We start from the raw sequence: 24,237 nt of genomic DNA, 5'->3' as shown, positions 1-24,237 counted from the left end.
CAGGAATTTTTCCGCTCCTCGGCTGTGTTCATGAGGCAATATGTCGCGAATCGGAAAATTTGGGCTGGAAATCGTAGATGTCCTGGAAGTCCCAGGTCGTCCCTATCGCCTTGCGCGTGTGGTTCGTCCCGAAGATGGTCAAATCTTTCTGGTGAAAATCATTCCCGCTCGCCATGAAAGCGCGGCTCGTCTTCGCAGTGAATTCGCGCTGCTGCGTTCCCTCGCTCTGCCGCTCTTTCCCGAAGCTCATAGCTGGGAGCAGGACGCGGATGAGTGCTGGGCGATTTACGCCGGTCCAGCTGTTACGCCTCTGCCGCAGGTCCTGGCCCAATCCGAAAGCACAGTCGCGGCCCGTTTGGATTTAATTGTAAACCTGACAGAAGCACTCGTTGAACTCCACAAACGTGGCTATATCCTTTTGAATCTGAGTCCGTGGACCTGTCTCGTCCGCGATGATGATCGGAGTCTCATGTTCCTGGACGCCTGCCACATGCGCAGTCGATCACGGCGTGATCCTACACCACCGCTTCTGTTTGACCCTGATCCAGGGCATTGGCCTTACATGGCTCCTGAGCAGACCGGGACCAGCAATCAACCTGTTGATCAACGCAGTGATCTCTACGCCCTGGGACTGACCCTCTATCAGTTGTTCGGCGGTGAATTGACCATTGCTAATAAAAACCATGATGAATGCAGCCACTGGCATATGACGGTGATTCCGGATCAGCTGGCTGATCGCATCATGAATTTTTCGCCTTATATTTCGGCGATCGTCGCCAAACTTTGCAAAAAGCAACCCACGGAACGTTATCAAACATCCTGGGGTGTCCTGCAGGATTTAAGGGAAGCGCTGTCGTCGTCTCAAGCCAATCTCCCCGACCAGATGCTGTCGATCGGCACCCGTGACGTTCCTGACGAACTGCGCTTTCCTGATAAAATCTATGGTCGCGATGTGGAAACGGCCGAACTCGATGCCGTCTACCAGCGATTCGTTTCCGGTGAATCTGTTTCGCTGCTGATTGAAGGCCGCTCCGGTATTGGCAAGACCCGATTGCTCGGCCACCTGAGTGAGCTCAGTAAAGTCAGCGGCTGTCTTCTGGCCCGCGGTTCTTCCGGCCCGGACACCACAACCCGGCCCTTTGCCCCCATCATGGAAGCCGTCGACGAGTTGGTGCATCACCTTTTGCAAAAACCCCAGAGTGAAATGCTGGTCTGGCGGAAAAAAATATTTGATAGCGTCGGCGAAAACGTGGCGCTGATGATTCATCTCTGTCCGGATCTGGCCCTGGTGCTGGGACCGGCTGAGGACATTCCTGTTCTGCCGCCCAAAGAGGAAAAAATTCGCTTTGAAATGACGTTGCGAAATTTTGTGCGGGCATTCTGTCAACGTGAGCATCCCTTGATCCTGATCTTTGAACAGGGACAATGGCTCGACCCGGGCACGGTTGATATGCTCGATGCGATCCTGCGTGGGGACAAGGTTGAGCATCTCTTCCTGATCGTCACCTACGCGACCGATACCAAAAATATTCGCTGCCGTGTGGAACGCATTACGGAACTCCTGCAGCAGGCTTTCGTCCATCACGTGGTCATGCACCTGCATCCGCTATCCACCAATAGTATTTCGCGTCTTCTCGCCGAACTCTTTATGATGGACCAGGACCGCGTCGAAGACCTGGCCGCCATCATCTTCCAGAAGACCGGAGGGGTTCCTCTTTTCGTCCGCAACATGATTCAAGGTCTGGCGGAACAAGGAGCTCTTTCCTTCGATTATCGCCGTTTCTGTTACTTTTGGAATCTTTCCGTCGCCCAACAATGGAAAATCAACGACAGCATGGTCAACCACGTTCTTCTGCAGCTGCAAAAATTGCAGCCAGGAGACGTTGACCTGTTAGGCATGGCTGCATGCATTGGTCGTGAATTCCGTGTCAACGACCTTCAAGCAGTGGCTGGCCTTGATATTGAAGCCGTGCGCGCTTCACTCGGGCGGGCTTGTGAACGAGGACTTGTCTTTGTTGTGGATGATGAGAGCCGTGACAAAGGAGAAGACAAATCCGATCGGCTGATTATGGAAGGAACCCTGCGTTTTGCCCACGAAGCCATTCGCGAAGTCGCTTCCGGTGAACTCGCACCCGACGCCAAGCGCTCCGTCCACCGGGCCGTGGCGGAGCAGTTTATGCTGCACGTCGCCGAAGGTGGCCAGCAGGATCGACTCTTTGCCATTGTCGATCACTATAATCAAAGTATTGATCAAACTCAGCCCTGCGAGGATATTCGTCTCGCCGAGATGAACCTGGGTGCCGCACGCAAAGCGCGTGTTTCCGCCTCGTTCGCCCAGGCCCTATCCTATCTCCACGTTGCCGTCATTTATCTAGGCGACAAGCCCTGGACCAAGTACTATCGGCAGTGTCTTGCCATACACGAAGAGATGGCGATCGGCGCGTTTTTGAATCAGGACAAGGATCTGCTCCAGAGCATCGTGGACTCCGCGCTGCAGCATACTCATGATCCGATCGATACCATCGTCTTTCACGAAATGAAGATTGCCGAGATCATGAGTCGGGATCTGGAAGCCGCTTTGGATTATGCCGTGCCTGTTCTCAATATCCTCGGCTTGAAATTTCCCAAACGGCCTGGCATGGTCCGGGTCACCCTGATGCTGGTCCGAACTCTCTTCATGATGAAAACGACCAATTATCTGCGCCGTCTGGAAAATGTGGGTCATTCTCATGATACTCTGAGTTCAGCTGCCATTCGCATTGCCACGCGGGTCGGTTCCGCAGCTTATCTCGTGCGTCCGAATCTGATGCCGGTTCTGGCGACGAAGGGTTTTTCGCTTGGACTTAAACATGGTCATGTTCCGTCGATGCCGTTTGCTTATGCGGGCCTCGCGACCATCCTTCTGGCCGTCTTTGGCCAGTATCGCGAAGCTTTCCGTCTGGCGCGCTACGCCGAGGCTTTGGTAAGGCAGTTTGAAGACAAGCAGCAGCAGTGCCGCGTCGATCATATGCTGCATGCCCTAATCTATCCCTGGTCAGAATCCATGCGGCATTGCCTCACGGGATTACTCAAGGCCTTTCGCAATGGTGTGGAATATGGTGAATATGAATTCGCTATTCATGCCATCAACCTTTACTGCCACTATAGCTTCTATGCAGGTAGCTCGCTTCCAAAATTGGAAGAGGAAGTCATAGAATATCGCCGCATGGTGGGTGATCTGCATCATAACTATCTGAATGCCCATACAGATATGGCCCGTCAGACTATCATGAACCTGTGTCTGGATACGGGTGATACCACGGCCATGCTAGGACCGGTTTTTGATCATCGGAAGCATGTTGAGCTTCTGGCCCGTGCGCCCGACTTTGCCTTTTATTATGCGACCAACAGCGTAGTGCTCTGCACGCTCTATCACGATCTGCAGGAAGGCTTCCGTTTTGAAACCATGGCTCGTGATCATAAGGCTTTTGCCCTGGGTTCTTACGGGGTTTCCATCTATCGGTTCTACGGTGGTATCCTCCTGGCGCGCGCTGCTGCGACGGGCTTGAAATCACGCTGGAGCAGCCTCCTCAAGTTGAAGCAAACCGTCCGCGTTTTCAAACGATGGATGAAATATGTTCCGCAAAACCAGGGTCACCGGTATCACCTTCTGCAGGCCGAGCTTGAGCGCTTGCAGGGACGTCCTCTGGCTGCGCTCGCCTCCTATGCTCACTCCATTCGCGCGGCGGAAGAAGCCGGAGTGCAACAGGATTTAGGTCTGGCTTGTGAGCAGCTCGCAGGTCTTTTCCATAGCCTGGGTCTGCACACTCTCGCGCATGATTATCTGCGCAAGGCCCTGGAAGCCTATCAAAGATGGGGCGCCACGAAACTCGTGAGCCGCTTGAAGGAACATTATCGCAGCTGGCAACTGACGGAATCGCCGACCCATGGTTCCAAAGTTGCTGAGAATTCCTATGACCTCCAGTATCTGCAGCGGGTCCTTTCGGAAATGACCCGTGAGACAACCGACGTGCGATTGATTGCTAAAATCCTGGCCAGTTCCGTGCACCTGGCCGGGGCGGATTGCGGCCATTTCATTCTCAAGAGTTTTGATGACAATACCTATCGCGTGAAGCAGTCCTTCAGCGATGGTGCGATTACTCAGATTGATAAGGGTTTCATGGCTCTGGATACCATTTGCAAGAGCCTCGTCAACTATGTGATCCGTACCCGCAGGTCGGTGGTCGTGTCCGATGCTCAGGTTCCGCAAAAAGCCATACCAGGCCTGGAACGCGACCCGTATGTCATGGAAAAAATGGTCCGTTCGCTGGCCTGTATTCCTATTGAGATTGGCAGCGGTGCCGAGCGGGAATTGATCGCTATCATTTATCTGGAAAATAGTGTGTCGTCCCATGTCTTCACCCAGGAGCGACTGCGGCTGCTCGAGCTCGTGGGCCAGGCCACTGCCGGGCGCCTTGAGCTTTCTGAAAAGGCCCATACCCTCGAGGAATCGATGAAGGAAGCCCAGCTGGTACAGCAGGCTCTCTTCCCGACGATCAAACGCCTGGGTTCCTTTGCGGTTGCTGATTTCTTCAAAGCTGCTGATCACACAGGTGGTGATTGGTATGGTTACTATGAAGAGGATCGCCGAGATCGGGCTTACTTCTTTATCGGCGATGTGACTGGACACGGTCTATCTTCGGCTTTGATCACAGGCACAGCCGCAGGTTCCGTTTACGGATCGATTGCGACGCTGCAGGCCGTGCAAAAGGAAATGAGTCTGACGGAAACGACGGAAATTTTGGCGAACTGTGTGAATCGCGCCGTCTACGATACAGCTGCCAAAGTCGACAAGTTCATGACCATGGTTTTTGTATCCTTCGATTCGCGTACGGGGGAAGTGGCCTTTATCAACGCCGGGCATCCGAATGGCTTTATTATTTCGGACTATAAAGTGAAGCCCCTGCTTGGTAATGGCAGCCCGCTCGGCTTTCATCGCGATCCAACTTTTAAAGTCCAGCGATTTCAAATGCAGCCCGGCGATATCCTCTTTTTCTATACGGATGGCTTGATTGAAAACGAAGGTCCGGACGGAGAAAAGCTGCATCCTCGGGATCTGGCCCGTATTCTCGAATTTTCACGGGAACCTGACCTGATCAAAAAGCAGCTTTTGAAACAGACGGACAGCATCTGGCAGAATCAAAGGGCGGCCGATGACTATGCCTTCGTCATCATTCGATGGGATGGCTGGCGTCAGGGCAAGACGGCCAAAGCCGGTTGAAGGTCAGCTGCTGCCTTCCACTTTGAAACTTCGCATCAAATGGGCCGCCACTGGATTTTGAATTTTGCGTTCTCCCGCGACCAGCCAAAGATCTTCATAAACACCATCGAGTTCGCCGATCACGAAGAGTTCCTTGCTTTGCAATAAATCTTCAGCCGCCGGTTTAGCCAAAGGCAAAAGTCCCGTGCCGTGGGTTCCCAGCAATTTTTGCAGGCTGGTGTCCTGCACTTCAGCCACAGTATCCACACGAATGTTTTGCATCTTGAAATAGTGATTGATATCAGCGCGCAGCCGGTTGGTCCCCATCGGCATGATGAAAGGATGATTGGCGAGCGATGCGGGGAAGCCTTTTTTTAACGGCAAATAGGTTTTGGTGCCACAGACTACGACCGGCATACGGGCCACACGGCGGGCAAAGAGACCCTGCCCTTCCATCACCGGTGGCGCTTCATTGGCCAGGAGGAGATCGATACGATGAGCCTTGAGCTCACGAAGCAGAAGGTCGGCCCGGCCTTCCTGAATGGAAACGATACAGTTCTGCACCGTCTGGGCCTGCTGAATCAGGAGCAGGGCCAGATGCTTCGGCACACTGTCGAGAATTCCAAACTGCACTTCAATGCGATCTTCGCGCAGCCGATCATTCAAGGCATCGAGCATCTCATCGCCGAGTTTGAAAATTTCCTGGGCATAGTCGAGGGCAATTCGCCCGGCTTCCGTTAAGTAAAGGCGCTTTTTGCGCCTTTCAAACAGGACCTGTCCCAGGTTATCTTCAAATTGTTTCAGCTGCGTTGAGAGTGTCGGCTGACCGAGGCGTAATTTTTTCGCCGCCTTGGCTATGCCACCCTCCGTTGCTATGGTCTTGAAATAGTACAGATGATGGTAATTGATCCAATTGTCCATGGTCCACCTTCACAACAGTCTCGTGCAGCCTTCGGAAAAAGACCTCCAGTTCCTCCTCTTTCAGCGTCTCCTTGGTCAGCAGCAGCTGAGCGCTGTCTTCCAGGATAGGACGACCTTTGCGGAGCAGTTCCAGGGCACGCGAGAAACAGCGGTCGAGAATTTTTCGGACTGCGACATCAATCTTTTCCGAAGTTTCTTCACCATACCGCTTAGCAGCATAGCTTGCACCGAGAAAGTTCGGCTGATCCTGCTCGAAAGTCACGTGGCCCAAGGATTCCTCCATCCCGTAGCGGGTGACCATGCTCCAGGCTATGTCAGTCGCCTTGGTCAGGTCATCAGCAGCGCCCGTGGACAGATGATCGAACACCAATTTTTCGGCGGCGCGACCGGCCAGCAAAACCGAAATACGGTTTTCAAGCTCCTCGCGCGTCATGAGAAAACGATCTTCAGTCGGTCTTTGAATGGTGTAGCCCAAGGCGCCGATACCACGAGGAATGACCGAGACCTTGTGAACTTTATCCGTGGTGGATAGCGCCGCGGCGGTCAGGGCATGGCCCATTTCATGATAGGCGACGATCCGTCTTTCGGTTTCGTTCAGAATGCGATTTTTTTTCTCCAGACCAGCCACGATGCGTTCCACCGCTTCGGTGAAATCGCTCAGATCGATATGCTCCGCACCGCGTCTTGTGGCAATCAGCGCCGCTTCATTGCAGAGGTTAGCCAAATCCGCGCCGGTAAAACCAGGGGTCAAAGCCGCAACCTTTTCCACTTCAAAGTCCGGACTGAGCGCCTTGAATTTACGCATATGAACTTTTAAAACCGCGACGCGACCTTTTTTATCCGGCCGATCCACCAGAACCTGCCGATCGAAGCGACCCGCACGCAAAAGCGCAGGATCCAGAATTTCCGGACGGTTGGTAGCGGCTAAAAGGATCAAGCCCGACGTGGAATCAAAGCCATCCAGTTCCACAAGAAGCTGGTTCAAGGTCTGTTCTTTCTCGTCATGGCCTCCGCCGAAAGCTCCTGCGGACCGCGATTTGCCGAGCGCATCCAATTCATCGATGAACACGATGGCCGGTGCTTTGGTGCGGGCCTGCTCAAAGAGATCCCGCACACGCGCGGCCCCCACGCCGACAAACATCTCCACAAATTCGGAACCACTGATGGAAAAGAAAGGAACGCCCGCTTCACCCGCGACAGCTTTGGCCAGCAGCGTTTTACCGGTACCAGGAGGGCCGACCAGCAGAATGCCCTTCGGCATGCGTCCGCCCAGTTTGGAGTAATCGGCAGGATTTTTCAGATACGCGACGATTTCCTGCAATTCATGTTCGGCTTCATCGATACCGGCCACATCCTGAAAAGTCACTTTGGTATCACTTTCCACATAGACCTTGGCTTTGCTTTTGCCAATCGACATGAATTCGCCACCCAGTCCGCCTTTACCACCCAGCCGTTTCATCATGAAAAACCAGATCCCAAAGAACGCCACGGCCGGCACAATCCACGCCAGGAGGTCATAAAGAATATTGCTTTCAAAAAGGCCGTAGACCTTGGTGTCGGTGCCCTCAAAATCCTTGCTCAGATTGGGGTCAATACGGGTGGTCACAAACTGCTCGGGGCCCTTGCCCTCGGCTTCTTTCAGTTTGCCGCGAATATGGGTGGGCGTCACGGTGACTTCAGCGATCTTATTGGTGCGAACCATTTCCAGATACTCGCTGTAGGGAATGGTGCGCACCTGAGTGGCTTGAAACCACTGATCGCGGATCAGCATGGCAGCCAGGATAGCTAGAAAAATGTAGCTGATATGGAATTTGGTTTTTTTTGGCATGCATCGATCTCCTGGAGAGCGGTTGCGTAGAACCGCTTAAACTCGAATATCCGCTTCAGTTTAAGGCAGGCAAGCTGAAAAAGGCCTGAGAGGTGAAGGATTATTGTTGTGGGGGCCGGGATGACCAGGGGAAAACAAGCAGAATGAGCGTGGATGAAAAGGCAGAGAGGGGGGCGGGCCAACAAGCAGAAGGTCAATCCTCAGTCCCGTTGCTCATCATGCGCCGGCGGAGTTCATTTTTAAAATAGATATTATGGGTGAATTTGATTGTTTTTCTAAATGTTATGAAGCCTGATTGTCTTTACGTAGGGCAGCACTTCCAGGAAGGGAAAGCGGCAGGGTGAGGATAAACGTGGTGGATTCCGCATGCTCATCCAGTTCCAGGTTGCCGTGAAACCGTTTGGCAAGGCGTCGGGACACGGGAAGACCGAGACCACTGCCTCGTCCGCCCTTCGTGGAAAAGCCGCGTTCAAAAATTTGCCTGGCGAGAAGCGGATCAATTTTAGGTCCCGCGTTGCTGACGCCGATTTTGAGCATTTTCGTTTCGTAGTCCATGTTGCCAAAGATTTCGATCCAACGATCATCAGGAACATGGGCTTCAATCACATCCATCGCATTCTGCAAGAGATTCAGAAGGATCTGCTGCAAAGTCGCAAGGCCGATCGCCACCTTGATATGGGGTACTTCCGTAAAGACTCGGATCCGCATCTTATCCAGGCGCCGCTGTAAGAGGAGAAGTGTTCCCGCCACGGCCTCGTCGCCATAGATTTCCATTTGCAGAAGCGGGCTTTGATGAAAGGCCAGAATGGTTCGCATCAGCCGCTGGGCTTCCACGGTCACCCGCAGAAGTTCCTGGAAGGAAAATATCAGATCCAAAGTGTGCGTAAAGGTCGTGAGATCAGCCGGTGCCCAATTTTGCAGCCGCTTCCATTGATCCTGCAGCTCCACGATCGGAACATTGGTTCGCGCCAGGAGAAAGCGCAACTGCCGCAAGGTGTCAGGTGTGGGATGCTCCTGAATAGGCAAGGCAAGGGCCTGAGCCCGCTTTTCGAAATCATGGCCGGATGAACGATGAACCAGACTGTCGAGAAGGCTTTCACGGAAGGTCGTATCCAAAGGACTCTGCCGCATGACCGCGCGCAGTTCCTGATCCGTTAAATGTTCTGTCGCCCGCGAGCTGGTCAAAATACTTTTGATTTCGTGACTCAAATCGGTGAAGATTTCACCGAGCTGCACCATGCGATCACGCTGCTCCTGATCATTTTGATAACGATGCAACTGAATGCGGCCGACAAGGTTTCTTACCCGCAGCGTCAATTCCAGAGGATTGATGGGCTTGGCCAAATAATCATCGGCGCCCCATTCGAGACCAATCAAACGATCATCTTCCGTCGCCCGCGCCGTGACCAGAATCACAGGGGTATCACAAAGATCCTCACGGCCTTGAACGAAGCGCAGCACGTCTTCACCCGAGATATCCGGCATCATCAAATCCAGGAGGATCAGATCCGGATGCAGATGAATGATGGACTCCATGCCGGCTTTACCGCCTAAAGCCACAGAGGTTCGATAGCCTTCCGATTTAAGGATTTCTGCCAGAATCTCACAGTTGGATTCATGGTCATCGATCACCAGAATATGAAAGCTGCCGGCATCAGCCAACAGGGGTGAGGACAGGCGAGCGTGGGTTGCCGTGGGGGCCTTGGCCTTGGGCATGCGTTCAAGCCGGGACATTTCCATCAAAGGTTTGTCGTGGTCGGCAACAATAAGAAGCTGTTCGGCTCGTTCGGGTAACCAGACCCGAAAACGTGAGCCCTTGTCGGGTGTCGAGTCGAGTTCAATACGACCCTGCATCAGGTCGATGAGCTGCTTGACGAGGGCGAGACCGAGGCCGGTGCCTTCAAATTTTCGCCTCGCATCCGATTCCACCTGGGCAAATTCTTCGAAAATCCTTTGTCTTTGATCCGAGGCGATGCCGATGCCGGTATCCGATACGGACAGGATCAATTCACCGGCGATGCGCTCCAGGCGCAATGTTACCTGGTTGCTGCGGCCCGGCTTGGCAAATTTGAAAGCATTGCCTATCAGGTTACGGGCAATGGTATAAATCTTCTCTCGGTCCTGGATAAAGTGGGCTTCGCCGCCCTTGAGATCCAGGCGCGAATCATAATGCGAATGCGGATAGCGCAGCAGCAAACCTTCCGCCAGATCATCTATGTCATGCCGCAGACGATGGAGATCAATACGCGACGCGGTCAGACTCAATTCTCCCCGTTTGGACTTCGCCAGATCCAGGATCATGTTCACCTGGTTTTTCAGGGATTCAGCCAGCCGCTTCGCTTTATCGAGCTGACCCTGGATTGTTTCATTGACCGTTCCATAGTGGCCCGAACGGATCAGATCAATAAACCCGATGATGCCGGTTAAGGGTGTCCGCAGTTCATGTGAGGTATTGTGAAAAAAGGCTGTGCGGGCCTGTTCCTGTTCGATCAAACTTTGCATCCTTAGGGCCTGATTGCGAGCATCACGCGTTTTTAAAATAGCCCAGGTGGCGGCGGCGAGCAGAATGAGCAGACCGGCCAGGCTGATCGAAACCGTTCGGTGCATTCTTTGCGATTGCTGAAGTTCCAGGGTTTGAATACGATTCTGTTCCTGCAGCAGCACATTCTGATGTTCCTGGCGCTGCAGCTCCAGATTGGTCGCCATACGTGCAATGGTTACCGCGGTCTTTTCCCGCCAGTATTTTTCACTCAGCTCACCCCATTCCCGCCGGATCAGTAGTTCATCATCGCGGCGACCCATGGCCTGTAACACATCGGCCTTGATTTTTTGAAAGGTCACCCGCATATGCAGGGCACCCTTGGGCCCAAAATACTCCTCCAGTTCCTGACAGACGGCCCATGCGGCCGGAGTCTGCCCATCCAAAAGATAGGCGCGTGCCATGGCCAGGAGGGTCGGACCGATTTGATAATCGAAGTTGAGTTTGCGAAACACGGGGAGAGCTTTTTTAAGGAAGATGAGCGCTTCCTGCGGCTTTTGATCCTCGATCAGATTACGGCCAAGTCTCAAATCAGAGTGGGCCACAAGATGCAGGTATCCGATGGATTGGGCCACAGCCTGAGCTTTTTTCTGAACCGCCGATGCTTCTGCTAAACGTTTTTGCTCGTAGTGATGATAGGCGATGGCATCAAGGATATAGTAGGTTGCAAAGCGTTTATGGTTGCGCGTGAACCAGTTTAACGATTCCTCAAGCATGGCACGCCCGGTTTCCATCTTGTCACCTTGCAGTGACGTATACAGCGATCCCATGTTCGCGATGAAATCATAATAGCGTTCATCCTTGGGGAGATTCTGAAAGCCGTTCAGAGCGTTCTGATAGGATTCAAAGGCAAAGCGCTCCTCGCCATTGCGATCGAAGAAATTCCCGGTGACGCTGTAATAATAGGCTAGAAGACTGGGGTCATTGGCCTTACGCGCTTCCTCAAGAGTCTTGAGGAATCCTGCTTTGGCTTCCTCGTAATGATCAGCGTATTCCTCGGCCCCGGCGATGACACTGTAAAGAACGGTGATGACCTGATGATTCTCAGCAGCCAAAGCTAACGGCAGGGCCTCGCGGGCCATCGCCTCGGCCTGTTCAGGCTGCTCGGAAAGCCAGGCGCCCTCGGCGGCCAACGCAGCCGCTTCAAGCCAGGCTTTGGTCTCGCGTTTTGGATCGAGAGACTGCATGAGTTTCCTGGCGCGTTCGCTGGCATGACGGGGATCATCAAAGAGCTGGGAGCGAATGTCCTGCAGATCATTTTTTTCAGGGGTCTTGTTGCCAAGACCATAAGCCTGGGAAAAAAATACCCAGGCCCACACGAAAATTATGATTCGAACTTTGCTCAACCCGTGCTCCGATGATTTTTACAATCATCATAACACGTATCAGTTAGGCAGTTTTCGCAGCTGACCTTCGCCGATCAGGACGGCCTGGCCACCGACATGAACGCTTTGCAGGGCGCCATGTTCACAGTTGACTGTGATCTCCAGAAGACTGGGACGACCCATGGCCACACCCTGTTCCACCATCCATCGGGAACTGGCGCCCGGATGTTTTTCGCGCGCCAGGAGGAAGCCGGCAAAAGCTGCCGCTGCCGAGCCGGTGGCGGGATCCTCCACGATGCCTTTTTCCGGCCCAAACATGCGCCCATAAACATGATGGTTCTTGTTCAGAGGATCAAACGCGAAGACAAAGACGGATGCGGCCCAGCTGTGTTGCAGATATTTTTCCCAGGCTCCGGTATTGATACGAGACTGATCCACGACGGTGCGTGACGCAAGCGGAACAAAGAAAAATGGGACCCCGCACGAATACGCCGCGGGATGACTGTGATCATTCCAAATCAAATGTTCCGGTTCAATCGACAGAGTTTCCGCCAGTTGCTCTCGCGAAATTTCCATCGATCCACGCTCTGGCAACTGGGCTGTTTGCAACGTGGCTCGTCCCAAATCCTCGCCTTCAAGTTGCATGGTCACGGGTACCAGACCAATTTTTTCTTCCAGAATCAGATGACCATCACGCGGCAGCTCCACGAGCTTGCGTTTGGACAGAAAACCCAGGGCGACAGCGGCACCGACCGTCGGGTGACCGGCAAAAGGGAGTTCCTGCGTCGGCGTGAAAATGCGCAGTGCGGCGGTATTCCCTGGCTTTTGTGGAGGGAAGATAAAAACTGTTTCGGAAAGATTGAATTCCGTGGCAATGGACTGCATCTGCTCGGTGCTGAGAGGCATAGTGGGAAAGGGAACGACCGCCAGGGGATTCCCTGTATACGGCTGGTCCGTAAAAACATCGAGCAGAAGATAGGATAATGTTCCCATGGAATTCCCCTCACAAAAAATGGGCACAAAAAATTCAGGGGCCAATATAAGGCCCCCAAGGGGAAGTCGCAAGTCAGCCTATTTACGCGGAGTGCCTGGCCTCAAACGCTCCAGATGGTCACGGATTTGCTTTTCAGCCCCATTCTCAGAAGGCTCGTAAAAGCGCATTTTACCAAGACTGGGAGGCAGGTTGGATTGCTGGGCCGCCTTTTGCGGATTGTCATGGGCATAGGTATAATTCTGGCCGTAACCCATCTCTTTCATAAAACGTGTCGGTGCATTGCGTAAATGCAAAGGCACAGGTAAATCACCGGTTTTCTCGACCGTAGCCAGCGCCTGGTTAATCCCGAGGTAACTGCGATTGGATTTGGGACTCGAGGCCAGATAAGTCGTCGCCTGCCCCAGAATAATGCGAGCCTCGGGCATACCAATTTCTTTGACGGAATGAAGACAAGCCTGCGCGACCACCAGGGCTGTGGGATGAGCGTTGCCAATATCCTCGCTGGCTGCAATCACAAGACGGCGGGCGAGGAAGACCGGGTCCTCGCCGCCATGCAGCATGCGCGCAAGGTAATACAAGGCGGCATCAGGATCGCTGGCCCGGATGCTTTTGATAAAGGCGGAAATCAGATCATAATGAAAATCTCCCGCGCGATCGTAGTGCCGGGCGATGAGATGAAGGATCGGCTGCATATCCTCAGCCGTGATCTCTTCCTTGTCCTTGGTCACACCCAGAACAGCTTCCAAAAGATTTAGCCCCGCCCGCGCATCACCATCCGCGGCACGCGCCAGGATCTGTGCGAGATCAGGATTCAAAAGACGTTCTTCGCGACGGGCCACGTGGACAAACAATTGGGCCAGCGCCTCGTCACTGATTTTTTGCATGGCGATGGTCAAGGATCGTGACAGCAGAGCGTTGTTGACGGAAAACGATGGATTTTCGCTCGTGGCACCAATCAATTTAATGGTGCCCGCTTCCACCGCCGGCAAAAGACTGTCCTGTTGATTTTTGCTGAGGCGGTGAATTTCATCCAAGAAGAGAATCTCGGCCTTGTCGCCCAGCTCGATGCTTTCCCGTGACCTTTGAATGACTTCCCGAATATCTTTCACGCCGGCTTCGACTGCGGAGAGTTCGATGACGGGGCGCTTGACAATGCGACCGATCAAACGAGCCAGACTGGTCTTGCCTGTGCCGGGCGGGCCCCAAAAAAGCAGGGCATGAAACTGATCGGCATGGACCAGTTTCCAAAGTGCTGTGCCGGGCGCCCAGACCTTTTCCTGTCCGATCAACTCGTCGGCCTGTTCCGGGCGATACCGGGCGGCCAGAGGGGACTGCTTATTCTGTGACATGGATGAATTCCGAAAAAGATTAAAGCACCGTCTTTCTTTTTAACCGGAAAACAGGAGGGGGCCAATCAGTCAGAAAGTTATGGCCAGCTAAAAAACCACCCGCAGGATCTGCGAGTGGTCTGGGGAACAGGCTTCCCTTGGTAGTTCAGCCTGATAAGCTTCATTTCAATCAGTCCCAAGGATCACAGTTCGCCGTAAATTTCGTCGACTTCCTGATCAATGCGTTCCGCTTCGTCCAGATTGTTTTTCGCGTATTTCATATAGTCGATGGCAGCGACCTGCCTCATATGGCCTCGTTCCATGTGCAAACAAAGCTTCTGCTCCAGCAAGTCCGTGTACGCATAAGCGCTTTTATGCTGGGGCCAGAGATTGGTATTATCGTTGCTGCCGCCCATGCAAAGTGGGATGTAATGATCGATTTTAAAATCATTTCGCGGCATACTGGCAATCGTATACTGGAAAGTGCTGTCGTAAGTTTTGATGATTTTGTTTTTCAGAGAGGTCGAGACGGAGCGATTACAGTAGGGGATGCGTTCGGGGTATCGGTACTCACTTGCGTTCTTACACGTTGTACCGGGGGTCAGGGACGTCTGCGGTGACAAGGGATACCTGTCCTGAAGCGACGTTCGACCACTGAGATGAGATCCTGGATCGACTGAGGGGCCACAGGCTGTGACAAGAATCGCAGCCAATACGAAAGCTGAACGCATGCAGAGATCCTCATAGTCAAGCATTTACGGTGCCTGGTAGAAACGCTGGACCGATTTCCAGCTTATACGAAGTTCACGGGACTGATAGCACAACTTAACATAAAGAGAAATACCGGTCTGGTGAAGATTCAAACAATTTTGCTTCGCAAGTCAAAATGACTTTATGGGCCGCAGAAGCGGCCTCTCGCAAGACCTCCAGGATAAGCCGAAAGCCTAGAGACGACGGGAGATTAGCCTTGACAAAGCTAGGGTGCGAGACTAGCCATACTACGCTTCCAAAAGCATGAGGCAAGAGGGTGGCATGATACGCCTGGATGAATCTCAATATGAAAAGATGGTCCATGATACAGATGCGCTTCGCGAGAAGTGGGCGGATCTGTCGACGGATGATCGTCTGCATTCATTCCTCAAGCTGGAACGTGCTGCCGCGGAAGACTTTTTTCTGACCCTCAAGACTGATGAACAGGCCGAACTCCTCGTGAGCCTGCCGGTCTTTGAACGTCGCTTCTGGCTTCGCATCCTGCCCCCCGATGACCTGGCTGACTTGATCCAGGAATTCGAACCCGAGCTTCGTTACGCCATGCTCGCTGAACTGGATCCGCGCCTCGGCAAGGAAGTGGCCGCTCTCCTTGCGTATGCCGAAGACCAGGCGGGCGGTTTGATGAACCCACGTTTTGCTCGTATCCGCCCGGATATGCAGGTGGGTGAAGCGCTTCGGTATCTGCGCAAGCAAGCCCATGAAAATTTAGAGAACCTGCGTTTCATCTATGTCCTCGATCGCGATCAAAAACTCCTCGGTGCCGTTTCCCTTCGCGAAATATTTCTGGCCCCTGATCAAAAGCTGGTGCAGGACATCATGCGCACCAACCTGGTGGAAGCCAATGAGAATATGGATCAGGAAGCCCTGAAGCAGCTCTTTGCCAGTCATGGTTTGATGGCCATCCCGATTGTTGATGGGACGGGGCGCATGAAGGGTATCGTGACCGCCGATGACATCGTCGATGTGGTGGAAGAAGAAGCCACCGAAGATATCCAGCGTATGGCTGGTGTGGAAGTTCTGGAAGCACCGTATTTAAAAATTAATCTTTTGAGCATGATCAAAAAACGCGCCGGCTGGTTGATCATTCTTTTTGTCGGCGAAATGTTCACCGCCACCGCCATGGGTTACTTCGAGCATGAAATCAAACGAGCCGTGGTGCTGGCGCTGTTTATCCCTTTGATTATCAGCAGCGGCGGCAACTCGGGATCGCAGGCCTCGACTCTGGTGGTGCGAGCGATGGCGCTGGGCGAAGTTCGTTTGCGTGACTGGTGGAAAGTGTTAGGCCGGGAAATCTTCGTCGGCCTTGCCATTGGCGCTATCCTGGGCAGCATGGGCCTTTTGCGCATTCTGATCTGGCCATCACGGGAAACCCTCTATGGCGAACATTTTTTTCTGATTGGTGTGACGGTGGCAACCAGTCTGGTCGGGGTGGTGTTGTGGGGCAGCGTGAGCGGATCCATGCTGCCCTTTGCTCTTCGAAAATGTCGTCTGGACCCGGCCACGGCTTCCGCGCCTTTTGTGGCAACGCTCGTGGACGTGTCCGGACTGATCATCTATTTTACAATGGCGAGTTTTATTCTGCGTGGGGCTTTGCTCTAAGGCTTATGTCAAAGGCCAAAAAACCTTGGACTCCAACTTTTATTTCAAAGGCCAAAAAGCCTTGGGCTCCAACTTTTATTTCAAAGGCCAATCCCAACAGTTTTTCCGAGTGCATGGCGAGGTGTGATCAATCCGCGCTCGGGTCGAATCATCCAGCGATTTACCCCCCATTTCATAGGCCACAGCCACCGCGCGCAACGCATTGATGCGTCCATAGCCGTACAGCATACTAAAACCGCGATTATCATAGCGCGCATCCTTGGGGGCGATACGATCAGCGGTTTGCTGCAAAATGCTTTGCACTTCACCGGCAGTCAGGTTCGGGTTGGCCTGCATAACCAGAGCGACTACACCGGAAACAAGGGGCGCTGCCGACGACGTGTGGGAGAAGCGATTGGAATAACGGCCTTCCCAGTTGTCACCACCTGCCATGTTTGAAAAAGGGGTCCAGCCCGCCTGATCACTGCAGGCTGGAGTCGGCGCACCACCAGGCAGTAAACAATCCGGTGCCACATAATTATCAGTTGTCCAAATAGGATCAATATATTGAGTCGGAGTTCCCTTGCCACCGCTGGTGGGGGCGAGGAGGTCCAGGTTGGGTCCAAAATTGCTAAATGAATGCCGCATGCCCAGGCTGTTGCTGGCACCTACGGTCAGCGCTCCCGGGTAGCTCGCAAAATGATTCCAGGTGAAATCCTGCCCCGTGTTCCCAGACGCAAACACAACGACCGTGCCTTTGCCTTTGCGGCCTTCCCGTGCCAGGCGATCGACCAGATGCTTGGCAAAGCCAGGGCTCATGGAAGGATCCGGGCCCCAACTGCAGTTGATGACATCCGCATTCTGGGCCAGGACCCAGTCGAAAATCTTTTCGTAGTAGTCTTCAATCGAACCTGTGGGCTTATCACCGCCCATGCGCGCGGCCACGATGCGGCAACCCGGGCAGGCGCCGATGATTCCCTTGCCATTGTCTCCGGAGGCGGCTGCCAGACCAGAGACCAGGGTTCCATGGAAATTATTGGGAGCTATGCTGAAGAGATTATTGAACTTGACCGGTCCACCGAAGTTTTTGGTCGCGACAAATTTGTCCTTAAGGTCTTCGTGCTGCAAATCAAAACCATCATCGATCACGGCCAGACGGATAGTCTTGCCGATGTCGCGGACATTCTTCACAACACCCAGGTCGCGCAAAAGGCCCCACGCTTCGCCGATATGCGCGTGATCGTTGCCTTGAACCCTGGCCTTGCCCATAGGGGTCAGTCCAGGACCCTCATTGTGCAGGTTCCACTGGGAAGTGAAATAGGTGTCGTTCGGCACAAGAGGCAGAATGTGCGTTTTAGCTGATCCCGCGGCCCAAGCCCAGGAACTGACAACACCTAAGGATAGCAAAGCAAAGATTTTGCTGTACATGTCACGACCTGTTGGTTTGTGTGTGGTTGATATCTACCACACTAATCAGGAGGTGTAGGAAAGTCCATACGCTATTAACAAAATGGCTTTCCCACGCGGGTTTGAAATTGGCTGGGGGGCCAATCGCTTAGCGCTGAACGCGCGGAATGATCCGAGGCCTTTGTTCGGGCAAAGAATTATCCAGCGAGACTGGACTTTTTGGACGGCGTTCAATCACGGGAGCTTTCTTTGCGTGAGCTGGACCTTCGTCTTTCAAATAGAGTCGCGCAATACGGCGCCACTGTCCCTGATCCTCGGGAACCAGAAGGCAAATCGCTTCACCCTCAGCCCCGGCCCGTGCGGTCCGGCCTATGCGGTGCACGTAGTCCTCGGGTTGTTGAGGAAGATCATAGTTAATAACATGGGCAATATGAGGAATATCCAAACCCCGGGCGGCGATATCTGTCGCCACCAGAATGCGGAATGTACCAACGCGAAAACCTTTGATGGCGGCATCGCGTTGACTTTGCGTGCGATCGCCATGCAAGCGACACACGGTATAACCAAATTTGGATAAAAATTTAGCCACACGATCGGTGCGATGCTTGGTGCGGGTAAAGATCAGGACCGAGCCTTCCCGTGTGTTCAACTCATCGAGGAGCACATCGTTCTTGGCTTCCGGTGTGGTCTGCACCACGGAATGATGGATCTTTTGTACCGGTTGGTCCACTGAACCCGCGTTGATCCGTACAGGATTCTTCAAATAGCGATTGGCAAGGCCCAGGATATTGTCCGGCAGTGTTGCGGAAAACAGCATGGTCTGACGCGTGGTGGGCAAATACCGCAGAATTTCATTGAGCTGCGGCGCGAAACCCATATCCAGCATGCGGTCGGCTTCATCCAGGACCAGAATGCCGGTATTTTGGAGTGAGATGGCGCGTCTTTGCAGGTGATCCACCAAACGCCCTGGAGTTGCCACAATAATGCGAGGGCGGCGCTGCAAAGCCCGAAGCTGCGTGGACATCGACATGCCACCGATCAGCAGCGCATGATTCAATTCAGGCGCATATTGTGTCAGTTTAATCAAAAATTCCACGATCTGAACGGCCAGCTCCCGGGTAGGGGCCAGAATCAAGGCTGTTTCCTGAGGCTGTTGCAGAAGACGAACGACCATGGGCACACCAAAGGCACCGGTTTTGCCGGTTCCGGTCTGCGCGCAACCAATGACATCATGGTGCGCCATCGCCACGGGAATCGCCTGGACCTGAATTGGCGTTGGCGAGACAAAATTCATCGCTTCGAGCGCCCTTTGCAACTGTCGGGGCAGGTTCATCTCTTGAAATGTATGCACGTTGGATCTTCTATCTGGTGAAACCATGTCGTCTGGAAAGACGACTCCACTCTGACGATACTCGGCAGTATTAAAATCCTAACCTAAACTGCAGCACTTATCCATGCCTTGTTTGCGCTGTGGCAGCGTGTCAGATTTGAATGTACTGGGAGGGATCAGTATGGGGGGTGCGTTTGGCCCCGTGCTGGGAGCGTCGATCGAAAGATCGTCTCCAGCACGGGTCTCAACCCTACGGAAATCCGTAGAGGTGCTATGGACTGATTGGGTCCTGATTAATAACGGTTGCGACCGCCGCCGCCGAAGCCGCCGCGTCCGCCGCGATCACCGCGACCGCCGCCGAATCCACCGCCGCGTCCTTCACGAGGAGCCTGTGGGCGTGCTTCGTTTACAGTGATTTTACGACCATCGTAATCTGCACCGTTGAATTTCTCAATCGCATCAGCAGCTTCAGCGTCTGTCGACATTTCGACAAAGCCAAAACCTTTGGAGCGACCGGTTTCACGGTCCATGATCACCTTGGCGGAGACCACTGTACCACTCTGAGAAAACGTGTCAAAAAGCACGTCATCAGTAGCGGAGAACGGAAGATTGCCGACGTAAAGTTTCTTGCCCATATCACCTCCTTAAGGCTGGGAACCGCAAAAGAGGTAGGGGCCCAACTGCCCGTAGACTCTGACGCGCGACAGATCATATACCTGCGTGCGAAGAGGCGATCAAGAAAAAACTTCCAGTTGAGACTCAACTTACGAACCGTACCTCTAGCTTCGCAAGAGATTAACTGCATCTTCTTTTCGGTGCAAGAAAGAACAAACAGGTTTCGCAAGAATGTCTTGTTAGTCGCAATGGACATATCTTTGGCCCTTTCAGGCCAATTGAAATTCATACCTCAAGGTCGATTTTTTGCTCATCCACAGCACAGGTCACAGGCCTTCAACTTGGTCCGTCAGGTGGGGTTCGGGCAGCCGTACGCATTTTGTGGGAGTCTTTGAGGAGCGTTTTGAAATGTTTCCGAAAATGAAAGAGTTGGGTCAAAATGGTTCCCTGATCCTGCATTTACCCATTTCGCCTTGAGCCAATCCTGACCCGGGCTTAAATGGCCGTAAAAATCCCCTATTCTTCGCGGGTTTAGGCCGGATCCCATCTCTGATTATTTTGTAATATCCATTCCTTATCGAAATTCCTCGAATTTCCGGCTGCTCGGACCGAAAAGGCTCCAAGTAGGCAAACTTATCGAGAGTGCTCGCTGTGGGTAGCAATAAATCAAAAAGAAGCCGCTCGTCGTCAGGCAAAGGGTCCTCATCCGGATCCTTTAAACCCGGTGACCTGTTCGGTGGCGGCGGTGGCGGTCTGGTTCCGGTGTTCGCCATCGTCTGTGGCGTGTTGATCGGTATGGGCGGAGCCTATGTCGTGAAACGGGTCATCTTCGGCGGCAATAAAAAACGCGCTGACGTCGCCATGATTGAAGAGAGTGAACGCGTCCCAGGGCGTAGTAAACTCAAACGTGAGGCTCGCATTCGGCCGGTGGAAACAGCGGAAGTGCATGAGCCCATCCAATATGTTGAACAGCCTCCTCTGATCGTGGCCGAGCCAACGCCGCCACCACCTCCGGCCCCTGAGCCGCGCCGTGCGGATCCTTTGCCGCCGGAACCGGCACCGAGGCCGAGCAAGAGGGTTGTGGCACCCAGCAAGGCGCCTATTCGTGTTTCACCCCCGCCCAAGCTGGCGATGGTCGAGCCCACACCGCCGCCTCCCGAGCCGGTGATGGAAGAACCCAAGCAGGTCGTTCCAAAATTCATGACCCTTAGGAATTTGACTTACAGTCGGCCCTTGTTCAACCGCTGTCCTGAAGATTGTCTCCTGCTGTTCCGCGCGGCTGATGGTGGGGCTGTGAAAGCCAAGTTGAAGAAGTCCTCCTTCACCCGTGTTCTGTCCAGCAATCTCGCTTACGCGGATATTGATGGCTATGAAAGCACTGTGGATGGCGAACGGGTCATCGTCGTGAAATCGATACGAGGCATGCCGGTGGCACCTCCGCCACCGCCGCCAGTCGCGAAACCGGTCGAAAAAGTGGCGGAAACTCCCAAGGTCGAAAAAGTCGAAAAGAAAAAAGACAAGATCGTGGCCGAACCATCGAATCGAAGAAAGAACAGCGGCGAAGACGCCGGCGAGGAAGGTGGCGACTCTGTATCGCTGCGCAATCGCCTGGAAGGCGTCTCCAAAGCGAAAAAGAAAGAAGATAATGAAGAAGAACAGTCAGGCGACGGTGAGGAAGAAGAATCAGGTTCAAGCTTCCAGAATCGTCTCAAGAGATCACTCGACTGAGGGAGGCTTCTCGTGGCTTCGTTGTTAAAACAACTGATGTTGTGGACCATCCTGGCGATGGCTGGCGCGACATCGGCGTCTGCTCAGGAAGAAGAGGAAGCGGCTGCTCCGCCCACTGAAAAAGCGGCGGAAGATCCCGCCAAAGCCAAGAAAAAGAAGAAGAATAAAGGACCGCCCCTTTATTATGCATCGCTTGGTTTAGGGAAAACATTGCCCGAAGGCTTTTATCGAATTCGAAGCGCCAACCGCTTTGCAACCGGTGATTCGGGTTATGATGCCAACGGCAAGAAAGAAAACTTCGGCTATGACCTGACGGCCAACGTCAACGCGATCGCGTTGGAATACGGGATGAGCGATCGTTTCTCGTTCCTTCTGCTGATGCCTTATGTGTCCAAGAACAATGTGGCTTTTAACAAGAAAAAGTTCCGTGAGTCGGCTCGCTACACCGCAGCCGTTGATTTGTATACAGCCGCGTTTAAAGCCAAGCTCGCGGCCGGACTCCAGGCCCAAGGTCTTTGCAGCGGTGCTGCCTGCAGCACCCAGGTTGAAGCGTTGATTACCAATAACGCGACCTTGCCTTCATCGACACTTACTCTGCCAACGGGCGAGACAACGACGATTCCTGCAGCCCCGGCCCAGAACACTTTGGCTCTTTTACCGGAACTCGTTTCCAATGCGGCAACGCCTTCGGATGGTGCGATTGGTCTGAGCGACGTGGACTTCGGTATCACCTATTCACTTGTCTCAACCCGAACCAACGTCTTTGCCTTGGGTGTCGGTGTGAGGATGCCCTTCGGTAAGTTTGAGGATGTGCCTGCCGCGCAGCGCCCAACGGGTGAAGGCATGATCCAGCTTGGTATTCGTGTGAACTATGATTACCATCCCTGGGCACCGCTCTGGCTCTCCTTCCAAAACCAGTCTGAGATTATGCTGGTGGAAGGCAAGCGAAAAAAGTCGAGTCTTCTGAATCCGAATCAGTTGAATAAGGGTGATCCGACCTCGGATGCCGCGATCGCAGCCGGATCAGATGGCGATCCCAACTCGCAGACGGTGTCCCGTAAAGGTGTCGGCAACGTGGGGACGTTTCGAGCGGACCTTGGCTTAGCCAAACTCACTTCGGTTTTGCAGCCGATGTCGGTCGAAACTTCGTTGAACTATGAATTAGCGGCTCCTGAATACTATGGCGAGACCCAAACCAACTCGGGCGAACAACGATTTTCCTATGCCATGGGCTTTAAGTTCGACGGCCTTGGCCTCGATCGTCCTTATCCCGCATATATCCGGGTCTTGCGTGAGAAATTTATCACAGGTAAGAATGTGCCGCTGGCGACCGATAGCTTTACGATCGAATTTGCGGTCTACGAGAGCTTTTAAGGCCCTTGTCGGCCCTTGAGAAAACCCGAGTCGGTGCAATGAAGGCCCGACTCGGGTTTGCTTTTTGGGCGCCTCGGTAGCGTAATTTGGCCACCAGTTCGATGTGCTCCGTTTGCGGGAACATATCAAAGGGCGTGATGGATTCCACTTCAAATCCCTGCCTCGTCAGAACCTGGAGGTCCCTCTGTAAGGTCTCCATATTACAGGACACATAGTGAAGACGTTGCAGGCGCTGCCAGCCGCTTTGGGAAAGTGCGGTCAATACCTGTGGCGACAGGCCACCGCGAGGCGGATTCACGATCATATGCGTGACCTGCTGGGCTGCTGAACCTTTCAGCAGCTTTTTCAAAACGTCTTCAACCGATGCGGCACTGCATTGAACCTGAGTCAATCCTGCTTCGCGAGCGACCTTGGACGCAGCTTCGGTGGCGTGAGGGTTGGCTTCGACCAGATGAATCTTTTGGAACGACGAAGCGGCGGCCATGGTATAGGTGCCGAAGCCCCCATAAAGATCAAGCAGCTGATCACCCGCGAGACCCTCGACGATATGTTGAATGAAGGTCGTCACAAGGCTCGAATTGGCTTGAAAAAAGGCCATCGGATCGAGCGGGTAGCGGCGGCCATCCAAAACATAGGTGAAGACAGGATCACCGGCCAGATACTTCACATCGCGGGAGATGACCAGATCCTCGTCCTCGCGACTCAGAAGGGATTCATAAAGACTCAGATGGGGCATGCGTAGTTTCTGAGCCCACGCTTCCAGATCCGCACGGGGCACGCCGGTATGCGATAAAATAAGGCCGAAACTCTCGCCTTCCGGGCTATAGCGGACGGTCAGGAATTTCAAACGACCTGGCTGAAAACCTTTGCGACTGTGCTGATAGAAAGGTGCTGGAATCGGTTGACCGGGCCCAAACAAACGCTGCACGAGCTTATTGATGGCAGTATGATGAATCGGACACCCCGGAATATCGACGACTTTCTTGGTTCCGCGAGCATAGAGTCCCATGGAGCGGCGGCCCAGTTCATCTTCACTCAAACAGAGTTTACTGGATGTGCGATAACCAAATTCCGCAGGGCTCGGCACCACCGGATGTATCACCTCGTCAGGATTTTTTCCTGCGGGCACAAAACGTCCCAACTGCTGCCGCACCAAACGCGTTTTATCAAACAGCTGCTTCACATAGGGAAACTGCTGAAGGCTGCAACCGGAACATTTGCCAAAGAATCGGCAGGCTGCCTTCATAAGAGATTCTCCTG

At 53.4% G+C, this 24,237-nt stretch carries 14 protein-coding genes and 1 riboswitch; of the genes, 4 read left to right on the top strand and 10 right to left on the bottom strand.

Annotated elements, in window-relative coordinates; translation table 11 throughout:
- Positions 1 to 40 precede the first annotated feature (40 nt).
- Complete coding sequence (locus VE954_RS16150; RefSeq protein WP_324954551.1) at positions 41 to 5,260, top strand: SpoIIE family protein phosphatase; 5,220 nt, start codon at positions 41 to 43, stop codon at positions 5,258 to 5,260.
- 3 nt (positions 5,261 to 5,263) lie between these two features.
- On the opposite strand, the gene VE954_RS16145 is transcribed toward VE954_RS16150, so the two are convergent.
- The 6 genes from VE954_RS16145 to VE954_RS16120 form a co-directional block, all read right to left on the bottom strand.
- Positions 5,264 to 6,115 (bottom strand): LysR family transcriptional regulator, encoded by an 852-nt coding sequence (locus VE954_RS16145; RefSeq protein WP_349263825.1) that lies wholly within the window; start codon positions 6,113 to 6,115, stop codon positions 5,264 to 5,266.
- Positions 6,030 to 7,988, bottom strand: a complete 1,959-nt coding sequence (gene ftsH / locus VE954_RS16140) for an ATP-dependent zinc metalloprotease FtsH (protein ID WP_324954549.1) — start codon at positions 7,986 to 7,988, stop codon at positions 6,030 to 6,032. The genes VE954_RS16145 and ftsH overlap by 86 nt, the downstream gene beginning before the upstream one ends.
- A gap of 282 nt (positions 7,989 to 8,270) precedes the next feature.
- Positions 8,271 to 11,873: an ATP-binding protein gene (locus VE954_RS16135; RefSeq protein ID WP_324954547.1), complete on the bottom strand. Its 3,603-nt coding sequence runs from the start codon at positions 11,871 to 11,873 to the stop codon at positions 8,271 to 8,273.
- A gap of 39 nt (positions 11,874 to 11,912) precedes the next feature.
- A complete protein-coding gene (locus VE954_RS16130; RefSeq protein ID WP_324954545.1) occupies positions 11,913 to 12,845 on the bottom strand; it encodes a PhzF family phenazine biosynthesis protein in 933 nt (310 codons plus the stop codon).
- Positions 12,846 to 12,923: 78 nt separating this feature from the next.
- Positions 12,924 to 14,195, bottom strand: coding sequence for a replication-associated recombination protein A (locus VE954_RS16125; protein ID WP_324954543.1), 1,272 nt, complete (start codon positions 14,193 to 14,195; stop codon positions 12,924 to 12,926).
- 182 nt (positions 14,196 to 14,377) lie between these two features.
- A complete protein-coding gene (locus VE954_RS16120) occupies positions 14,378 to 14,905 on the bottom strand; it encodes a hypothetical protein (protein WP_324954541.1) in 528 nt (175 codons plus the stop codon).
- Positions 14,899 to 14,995: riboswitch (purine riboswitch) on the bottom strand. Its footprint overlaps the gene before it by 7 nt.
- A gap of 211 nt (positions 14,996 to 15,206) precedes the next feature.
- Between VE954_RS16120 and mgtE the strand changes: the two genes are divergently transcribed.
- Positions 15,207 to 16,544 carry a magnesium transporter gene (gene mgtE, locus VE954_RS16115; RefSeq protein WP_324954539.1) on the top strand — a complete coding sequence of 446 codons (1,338 nt, stop codon included), beginning with the start codon at positions 15,207 to 15,209 and terminating at the stop codon, positions 16,542 to 16,544.
- 75 nt (positions 16,545 to 16,619) lie between these two features.
- On the opposite strand, the gene VE954_RS16110 is transcribed toward mgtE, so the two are convergent.
- From VE954_RS16110 to VE954_RS16100, 3 genes are all read right to left on the bottom strand, one after another.
- A complete protein-coding gene (locus VE954_RS16110; RefSeq protein ID WP_324954537.1) occupies positions 16,620 to 17,951 on the bottom strand; it encodes a S8 family serine peptidase in 1,332 nt (443 codons plus the stop codon).
- Positions 17,952 to 18,078: 127 nt separating this feature from the next.
- Entirely contained in the window at positions 18,079 to 19,281 is a 1,203-nt protein-coding gene (locus VE954_RS16105) for a DEAD/DEAH box helicase (RefSeq protein ID WP_324954535.1), read from the bottom strand.
- A 272-nt stretch (positions 19,282 to 19,553) separates the two neighbouring features.
- Positions 19,554 to 19,895, bottom strand: a complete 342-nt coding sequence (locus VE954_RS16100) for an RNA recognition motif domain-containing protein (RefSeq protein WP_141731348.1) — start codon at positions 19,893 to 19,895, stop codon at positions 19,554 to 19,556.
- 631 nt (positions 19,896 to 20,526) lie between these two features.
- Between VE954_RS16100 and VE954_RS16095 the strand changes: the two genes are divergently transcribed.
- On the top strand, positions 20,527 to 21,603 hold the full coding sequence (locus VE954_RS16095; protein WP_324954531.1) for a hypothetical protein: 1,077 nt from the start codon (positions 20,527 to 20,529) through the stop codon (positions 21,601 to 21,603).
- A 12-nt stretch (positions 21,604 to 21,615) separates the two neighbouring features.
- Positions 21,616 to 22,977 (top strand): hypothetical protein, encoded by a 1,362-nt coding sequence (locus VE954_RS16090; protein WP_324954530.1) that lies wholly within the window; start codon positions 21,616 to 21,618, stop codon positions 22,975 to 22,977.
- Here the strand turns inward: VE954_RS16090 and rlmD are convergent.
- Positions 22,943 to 24,223 (bottom strand): 23S rRNA (uracil(1939)-C(5))-methyltransferase RlmD, encoded by a 1,281-nt coding sequence (gene rlmD, locus VE954_RS16085; protein ID WP_324954528.1) that lies wholly within the window; start codon positions 24,221 to 24,223, stop codon positions 22,943 to 22,945. The two genes, VE954_RS16090 and rlmD, sit on opposite strands and share 35 nt — an antisense overlap.
- Between the last annotated feature and the right edge of the window lie 14 nt (positions 24,224 to 24,237).

Source organism: Oligoflexus sp. (assembly GCF_035638955.1).
In the GTDB taxonomy this organism is placed as follows: domain Bacteria; phylum Bdellovibrionota_B; class Oligoflexia; order Oligoflexales; family Oligoflexaceae; genus Oligoflexus.
The sequence above is the reverse complement of the archived record's forward strand: the minus strand, read 5'-3'. Positions and strand labels throughout refer to the sequence as shown.

Excerpts from the sequence above, each read along its gene's own strand:
- VE954_RS16150 (WP_324954551.1), top strand. The coding sequence starts at position 41 with ATGTCGCGAATCGGAAAATTTGGGCTGGAAATCGTAGATGTCCTGGAA.
- ftsH (WP_324954549.1), bottom strand. The coding sequence starts at position 7,988 with ATGCCAAAAAAAACCAAATTCCATATCAGCTACATTTTTCTAGCTATC.
- VE954_RS16130 (WP_324954545.1), bottom strand. The coding sequence starts at position 12,845 with ATGGGAACATTATCCTATCTTCTGCTCGATGTTTTTACGGACCAGCCG.
- VE954_RS16125 (WP_324954543.1), bottom strand. The coding sequence starts at position 14,195 with ATGTCACAGAATAAGCAGTCCCCTCTGGCCGCCCGGTATCGCCCGGAA.
- VE954_RS16120 (WP_324954541.1), bottom strand. The coding sequence starts at position 14,905 with ATGCGTTCAGCTTTCGTATTGGCTGCGATTCTTGTCACAGCCTGTGGC.
- mgtE (WP_324954539.1), top strand. The coding sequence starts at position 15,207 with ATGATACGCCTGGATGAATCTCAATATGAAAAGATGGTCCATGATACA.
- VE954_RS16110 (WP_324954537.1), bottom strand. The coding sequence starts at position 17,951 with ATGTACAGCAAAATCTTTGCTTTGCTATCCTTAGGTGTTGTCAGTTCC.
- VE954_RS16100 (WP_141731348.1), bottom strand. The coding sequence starts at position 19,895 with ATGGGCAAGAAACTTTACGTCGGCAATCTTCCGTTCTCCGCTACTGAT.
- rlmD (WP_324954528.1), bottom strand. The coding sequence starts at position 24,223 with ATGAAGGCAGCCTGCCGATTCTTTGGCAAATGTTCCGGTTGCAGCCTT.